We start from the raw sequence: 6,608 nt of genomic DNA on the forward strand, positions 1-6,608 counted from the left end.
CGCTGGTTGGATGTGGCGATGTTGCCTTGGCATGCCGACCTCGCCGGGTCGCTGGACCGGCTGACGATCTCCTCCGACCTGCTGCGCGGCAACCCGCTCGGCGACCCGCACGAGCGCCCGCTCTGGGTCTACACGCCGCCGGGCTACGACCCTGCCGGCTCGGACCGCTACCCGGCGGTCTACGTCATCCAGGGCTACACCGGGCACCTGACGATGTGGGACAACCGGGCGCCGTTCCGCCAGCCGTTCACCGAGACCGCCGACCGGGTGTTCGCCGAGGAGGGTGCCCCGCCGTGCGTGGTCGTCTACGTCGACGCGTGGACGTCGTACGGCGGGTCGCAGTTCGTCGACTCGACCGGCACCGGGCGCTACCACTCATACCTCTGCGACGAGGTCGTGCCCTTCGTGGACGCGCGCTACCGGACGATCCCGGACCGCGAGTCGCGGGCGATCTCCGGCAAGTCCAGCGGCGGCTTCGGCGCGATGATCACGCCGATGCTGCGGCCGGACCTCTTCGGCGCGCTGGCCACTCACGCCGGTGACGCGCTCTACGAGTACTGCTACCTCCCGGAGTTCGCCGAGGTGACTCGCCACCTGCGGGCCTACGGCGGTGACATCTGGCGCTGGTGGGACGCGTTCCACCAGCGCCCGCCCTTCAGCCGCGGCGAGGACGCGGCGCTGATGACGGCGCTCGGGTGCTCGGCGGCGTTCTCGCCCGGCGACGACGGGCGCCCGGTGCTCCCGGTGGACCCGGTGACCGGCGTGGTGCGGCCCGAGGTGTGGGAGCGGTGGCTCGCGTGGGACCCGGTGCGGATGGTCGAGCGGTACGCCGACGCGGTGCTCTCGCTGCGAGCCGTGTGGCTCGACGCGGGCACGGCCGACGACTACTACCTCGACCTGGGGGCGGAGGCGTTCCGGGCCGAGCTGACCCGGGTGGGGCTGCCGGACGACCGGGTGCACTTCGAGCTGTTCGAGGCGACCCATGCCGCGATCGACTACCGCTACCCCCTCGCGCTCAGCTGGCTGGCCCACCGGCTGGCGCGCTGACCGGCGGGCCGAACGGCGCGCCGGCGGCGCTGGGTGCGCCGAGCACCAGGCCCCGGCCCAGCGTCGCGCCGAGCGCGACCGCCTCGGTGAGGCGCGCCGACGTGTCGACTCCGACGGCCATCAGCTCGGCGCCGACCTCGGCCGCGAGGGCGAGCAGCCGGGCGGTTGCGGGGGAGTCCGAGCGGGGCGGGCGGCCGCCGCTCCGGCCCAGGTCGACCTGCACCACGTCCGGGCTCAACCGGCGGGCCAGGTCCTCGGTAGCGGGTGAGGCGAGCATCTCGTCGCCCACGTCGGCGAGCACGACCTGCCATCCCCAGCCCCGGTACTCCTCGAGGGCCTGGGTGAGCCGGCGGGGGTCGGCGAAGGCGTCCGCATGCACCTCGGCGGCGACCGCGACGGACCGCCGGCCGCGCCCGAACGCGACCGCCAGCCGCGGGGGACAGGCCCCGCCGAAGGTCTCGGGCTCCGGGGTGAGGTGCACGGGCTCGGTGAGTCCGGCGGCCACGACGGTGTCCAGGACGAGCACCCGGAACGCCCAGTCCAGCCGCTCCACCAGCCCGAGCGAGGCCGCACCGGCCAGCAGGGCCAAGGTGTCGGCGAGGTCGGTGCCGGGCTGGCCGCGCCCGGTGGCCTTCCAGGCGACGACCTCGCCGGGACCGGTCGCGTCGAGCCGCCGTACCGGCTGCAGGTCTGGCCCGAGGCGGCTGGGGTCGGCGATCAGCTCCTCGACCAGGGTCCGGGTCCGCCGGGTGCGGTCGAGGTCGTCGACCAAGGGGGACATGTTGGGGGCATCGGGCGCCCGGTCGGGTGACTTGAGCCCGTCGAGCCGGCGTTGAGCCGCGTCCAGGGCCAGGTCGAGCATCGCGGCGCGTGACCGTCGGGTAACGTCCGAGTGCGTCAGCGTGACGACCCGAGGAGGACGCATGGCGATCGTCGTCGGCTACGTGCCGCGTGCTGAGGGAAAGGCCGCGTTGCGCAGGGCTGCCGAGGAGGCTCGGTTGCGCAACGTGCCCCTGGTGGTCGTCAACAGCAACCGGGGCGGCAGCCATCTCGACGACGAGGACGCGGTCGAGCACGAGCGCGAGCTCGCCGACGTGCGCGCCGAGCTCGACGCCGAGGGCATCAAGAACGAGGTGCGCCAGCTCGTCCGCGGGCTGGACCCGGCCGAGGACCTCATCGCCGTCGCCACGGAGACCTCCGCCGACTTCATCGTCATCGGGCTCCGTCGGCGGACGCCGGTCGGCAAGCTGATCCTCGGCAGCAACGCGCAGCGCATCCTGCTCGAGGCGCCGTGCCCGGTCCTGGCGGTCAAGGCCGAGGTCGACTGATCGATGGTCGGGGGGTGAGCACCGGGTGAGCCCGGACCCGGGCGCGCTCGAGCCGTCCGACAGCGCGCTGCTGGAGACCCTCGTCCTGCAGGCCCCGGTGGCGTTCGCGTTCTACGACACGGAGATGCGCTACCGCCGCATCAACCGGCTGCTGGCGGACATCAACGGTGTGCCGATGGCCGAGCACATCGGTCGCCGGCCGGTCGACGTCCTGCCCGTCCCGCTGGCGGCGGCGGTCGAGTCCCGCCTGCGCCAGGTGCTCGACACCGGTGCCGTGGTGCAGGACGACGACTTCACGTCGGTGTCCCCGACGAGCGGCGAGCTCTGCTTCTACGAGTCGAAGTGGTACCCCGCGACCGGCCCGGCCGGCGAGGTCATCGGAGTGGCGGTGCTGGTCTCGGACGTGACGGCTCGCCGCCACGCCGAGGACGCGCTGCGCCGCAGCATCGACCGCACCGTACGGCTGCAGCAGGCGACCGCGGCCCTTGCCGAGGCCCTCAGTGTCGACCAGGTCCGGGCGGTGATCGGCGACGCCGCGCGCACCGCGATCGGCGCCGAGACCGTGGAGATCGTGCTCACCGACGACCAGGACGTGCTCGCCGCCACCGGCACCGGCGGCGACCTGCGCGTGCTGGCGCTCCAGCTGGTCGTGTCCGGCGGCAGCATCGGGGTGCTCCGGCTGCGCCTCGGCGACACCCCGGAGCCGGAGGACCTGGCCTTCGTGGGGGCCCTTGCCGGGCAGTGCGCCATCGCCCTCGAGCGGTCCAGGCTCTACGAGCGGGAGCGCTCGACCGCCGTGGCCCTGCAGCGCAGCCTGCTGCCCGACGTGCTGCCCGAGGTGCCCGGTGTGGAGCTCGCCGCGACGTTCCGGCCGGGCTCGGCCGAGGCCGAGGTGGGCGGCGACTGGTACGACGTCTTCGTCCTGCCGGACGGGCGGGTGGTGCTGGTCGTCGGCGACGTCATGGGCAAGGGGGTCGAGGCGGCCGCCGGCATGGGACGGCTGAGGGCGGCCCTGCGCGCCCTCGCCCACGCGAACCCGCTGCCCGAGGCCGTCCTGCAGGGTCTGGACCGGGTGTTCACCGCCACCGAGCCGCCGGACCAGATCGCCACCCTCGTCTACGTCCTGATCAACCCGGCCGCCCGGCGGGCCGCGGTGAGCGGCGCGGGCCACCTGCCCCTCGTGCTGGTGCGTCAGGGCCAGGAGCCCGAGCTGGTCGATGCCGGGTCGGGCTCCACACCGCTGGGCTGGCCGGAGGTGCGCGTCCAGCGCACCCTCGAGCTCGGGCCCGGTGACGTGCTGCTCGGCGTGACCGACGGCCTGGTCGAGCGACGGGGCCAGGACCTCGACCAGGGGCTGGCCACCGTGCTGGCCGCCGCGGGCGGCCCGGCCGGCTCGCTGCAGGACCTGGTGGGCCGGGTGACGGCCGCCACGCTTGACGACGCCGTGGGCCGCGACGACGCGACGGCGCTGGCGGTCCGGTTCCTGCCGTGACGCGCTGACCTGCCGGTTCTGCAGCCCCGAGGGGGTCGTGTCACAATGATGTGTTGCTACGTGCGGTCGTCACCCGCACGACCCCCGAGACACGCCAGCGCTGGGTGCTGCACGCCCACCGCGCGAGGAGAGGTAGTACGTGCCGGACAGCGTCCGCCCCCTTCCCCCAGAGCTCGCCAGCCCGCAGGTGCAGGAGCTGCTCGACCAGGGAAGGTCCAGCGGGTACGTCACCTCGGGTGACGTCCGGTCCGCCTTCGACGCCGCCGGCATCGCGCCGGGCCGGATGAAGGCCGTGCTGCGCAGCCTGCACCAGGAAGGAGTGACCGTCATGGTCGAGGCCGAGGTTTCCGCGGCCGCCGGGGGCGGACGCAAGACCGTCGCAGCGGCGACCACGACGAAGAAGGCCACCACCTCCAAGGTGGGTGCGCCGGCCAAGAAGTCGACGCCGGCCAAGAAGGCCGCGAAGCCCGCCGCCGGCAAGCCGGCGGCGAAGACGACGGTCAAGCCGGCCGCCAAGAGCGAGCCGGCCAAGAAGGCCGCGGCCACGTCGGCCAAGGGGGCCACCCCGGCCGCCGCCGCGAAGAAGGCCGCCACGCCGGCCAAGACCACGACGAAGACGGCCCTGGCCAAGGGCGGCAAGGCCGCCAAGGACGCGACGGACGCCGCTCCCGCGGGCGCCGCGACCGCCGACGGCGCCGAGGAGACGCCCGCCGCGGGCCTGCCCGAGGAGGAGCCGACCGAGCTCCCCGAGGGCGAGGAGTCCTTCACCCTCTCCGACGACGACGAGGAGGACGCTCCGGCCCAGCAGGTCGCCACCGCCGGCGCGACCGCCGACCCGGTCAAGGACTACCTCAAGCAGATCGGCAAGGTGGCCCTGCTCAACGCCGAGCAGGAGGTGGAGCTCGCCAAGCGGATCGAGGCCGGCCTCTTCGCCGAGGAGAAGATCAACGGCACCGAGAAGTTCGCGCCGAAGCTGAAGAAGGAGCTCGACTGGATCGCCGAGGACGGTCGTCGGGCGAAGAACCACCTGCTCGAGGCCAACCTCCGGCTCGTCGTGTCTCTCGCCAAGCGCTACACCGGCCGTGGCATGCTCTTCCTGGACCTGATCCAGGAGGGCAACCTGGGCCTGATCCGCGCCGTCGAGAAGTTCGACTACACCAAGGGCTACAAGTTCTCGACCTACGCGACCTGGTGGATCCGGCAGGCGATCACCCGCGCCATGGCCGACCAGGCACGCACCATCCGCATCCCGGTGCACATGGTCGAAGTCATCAACAAGCTGGCCCGCGTGCAGCGCCAGATGCTGCAGGACCTCGGGCGCGAGCCGACTCCGGAGGAGCTCGCCAAGGAGCTCGACATGACCCCGGAGAAGGTCGTCGAGGTGCAGAAGTACGGCCGGGAGCCGATCTCGCTGCACACCCCGCTCGGTGAGGACGGCGACAGCGAGTTCGGCGACCTGATCGAGGACTCCGAGGCGGTCGTGCCGGCCGACGCCGTGTCGTTCACCCTGCTCCAGGAACAGCTGCACTCGGTCCTCGACACGCTCTCCGAGCGCGAGGCGGGTGTGGTGTCGATGCGCTTCGGCCTGACCGACGGCCAGCCCAAGACGCTGGACGAGATCGGCAAGGTCTACGGCGTCACCCGAGAGCGGATCCGCCAGATCGAGTCCAAGACGATGTCGAAGCTGCGCCACCCGTCGCGGTCGCAGGTCCTGCGCGACTACCTGGACTGATTGTCGCCGCTGCCTCGGCTGGCGGGCCGCTCACTGCACCCACATCTGGGCGACGAGCGGGCCGAAGAGTGGGTGCACGCTCAGGTTGCCGACCCGGTGGCTGACAAAGTCCTGCTGTTGGATGGCGCTGAACGGTATGACCGCCGCGGCGCGCACAGCGGCCCGGTCAAGATTGGCCCACTCGGCGTTCGCGGCAGCCGGATCGGTGAGCTGCAACTGGGCCGCCGCAACCATTCGCGCGTCCATCACCGGATCGCAGTGGTGCGCGAGATTGAAGATGCCCAGGTCGGGGTCGCACGAGGTAATGGCCCCGACGTACTGCGAGGCGGTCGGGTAGTCGCCGGCCCACATCGTCAGTCCCGCGTTGAACGGGCTTGTCGGATCGAACACGAACGCCCAGTAGTCGTCGTACGGCATCACGCGCAACGAGGCGTCGTAGCCGAGGCTGTCGAGAACGTCGACCACCTGCCGTCCGGCTTCGGCCGTCTCCTCGAACGGGCGTCCGGTCGTGACGACCAGGCGGACCTTCGCCCCGAGAGTCCCGGACCGCTCCACGAGCTCGTCTGCTGCAGCCCGATCCGGGCCGGTCCATCGCCCGTCGCCGGGCCGGACGGTGTACGGGCAGTAGGGCTTGTAGGCCGGGAAGTCGGGCGGGATGAGCTGACAGGTCGCCCGGCCAACCGACACGTCAGCGAGGGCCCGGCGATCGAGCGCGAACGCGATGGCACGGCGGGCACGGGGGTCGTCGAACGGTGGCTTGGTGGTGTTGAGGAAGAGGTACGCGACGAAGGGCCCCGGGTTGGTGTACAGCTGCGAGGCGTAGCGGGTTCGCAACCCCTCCACCGTGCTGGATGTCGCCCCGAACCACAGCAGATCCGCCCGACCGTCGATCACTCGGGTGACTGCTTGCCGGTCGGTGTAGCCGGTCTGGAGGACGATCCGCTCCGGGTAGCCGTCGGGCTGTGCTGCGGACGACCACTCGCGGAAGTGCGGGTTGCGGACCAGCACC

Annotated in this window: 6 protein-coding genes; 4 read left to right on the forward strand and 2 right to left on the reverse strand. The window is 72.5% G+C overall.

The genetic code is table 11. The features are described from left to right. The first annotated feature begins 18 nt into the window (after positions 1–18). Positions 19–1,047, forward strand: a complete 1,029-nt coding sequence (locus VK640_02940; GenBank protein HTE72140.1) for an alpha/beta hydrolase-fold protein — start codon at positions 19–21, stop codon at positions 1,045–1,047. Here VK640_02940 and VK640_02945 read toward each other — a convergent pair. Beyond that, positions 1,016–1,909 (reverse strand): hypothetical protein, encoded by an 894-nt coding sequence (locus VK640_02945; protein ID HTE72141.1) that lies wholly within the window; start codon positions 1,907–1,909, stop codon positions 1,016–1,018. The genes VK640_02940 and VK640_02945 overlap by 32 nt on opposite strands. Before the next feature lie 61 nt (positions 1,910–1,970). Between VK640_02945 and VK640_02950 the strand changes: the two genes are divergently transcribed. The 3 genes from VK640_02950 (at position 1,971) to VK640_02960 (ending at position 5,599) form a co-directional block, all read left to right on the forward strand. Continuing rightward, complete coding sequence (locus VK640_02950; protein ID HTE72142.1) at positions 1,971–2,375, forward strand: universal stress protein; 405 nt, start codon at positions 1,971–1,973, stop codon at positions 2,373–2,375. 25 nt (positions 2,376–2,400) lie between these two features. After that, positions 2,401–3,867, forward strand: a complete 1,467-nt coding sequence (locus tag VK640_02955; GenBank protein ID HTE72143.1) for a SpoIIE family protein phosphatase — start codon at positions 2,401–2,403, stop codon at positions 3,865–3,867. 139 nt (positions 3,868–4,006) lie between these two features. Next, positions 4,007–5,599, forward strand: coding sequence for an RNA polymerase sigma factor (locus tag VK640_02960; protein ID HTE72144.1), 1,593 nt, complete (start codon positions 4,007–4,009; stop codon positions 5,597–5,599). 30 nt (positions 5,600–5,629) lie between these two features. Here VK640_02960 and VK640_02965 read toward each other — a convergent pair. Next, a partial coding sequence (locus tag VK640_02965) for an ABC transporter substrate-binding protein (GenBank protein ID HTE72145.1) occupies positions 5,630–6,608 on the reverse strand: 979 nt, incomplete at its 5' end.

It is taken from the genome of Actinomycetes bacterium, from assembly GCA_035489715.1.
In the GTDB taxonomy this organism is placed as follows: domain Bacteria; phylum Actinomycetota; class Actinomycetes; order JACCUZ01; family JACCUZ01; genus DATHAP01.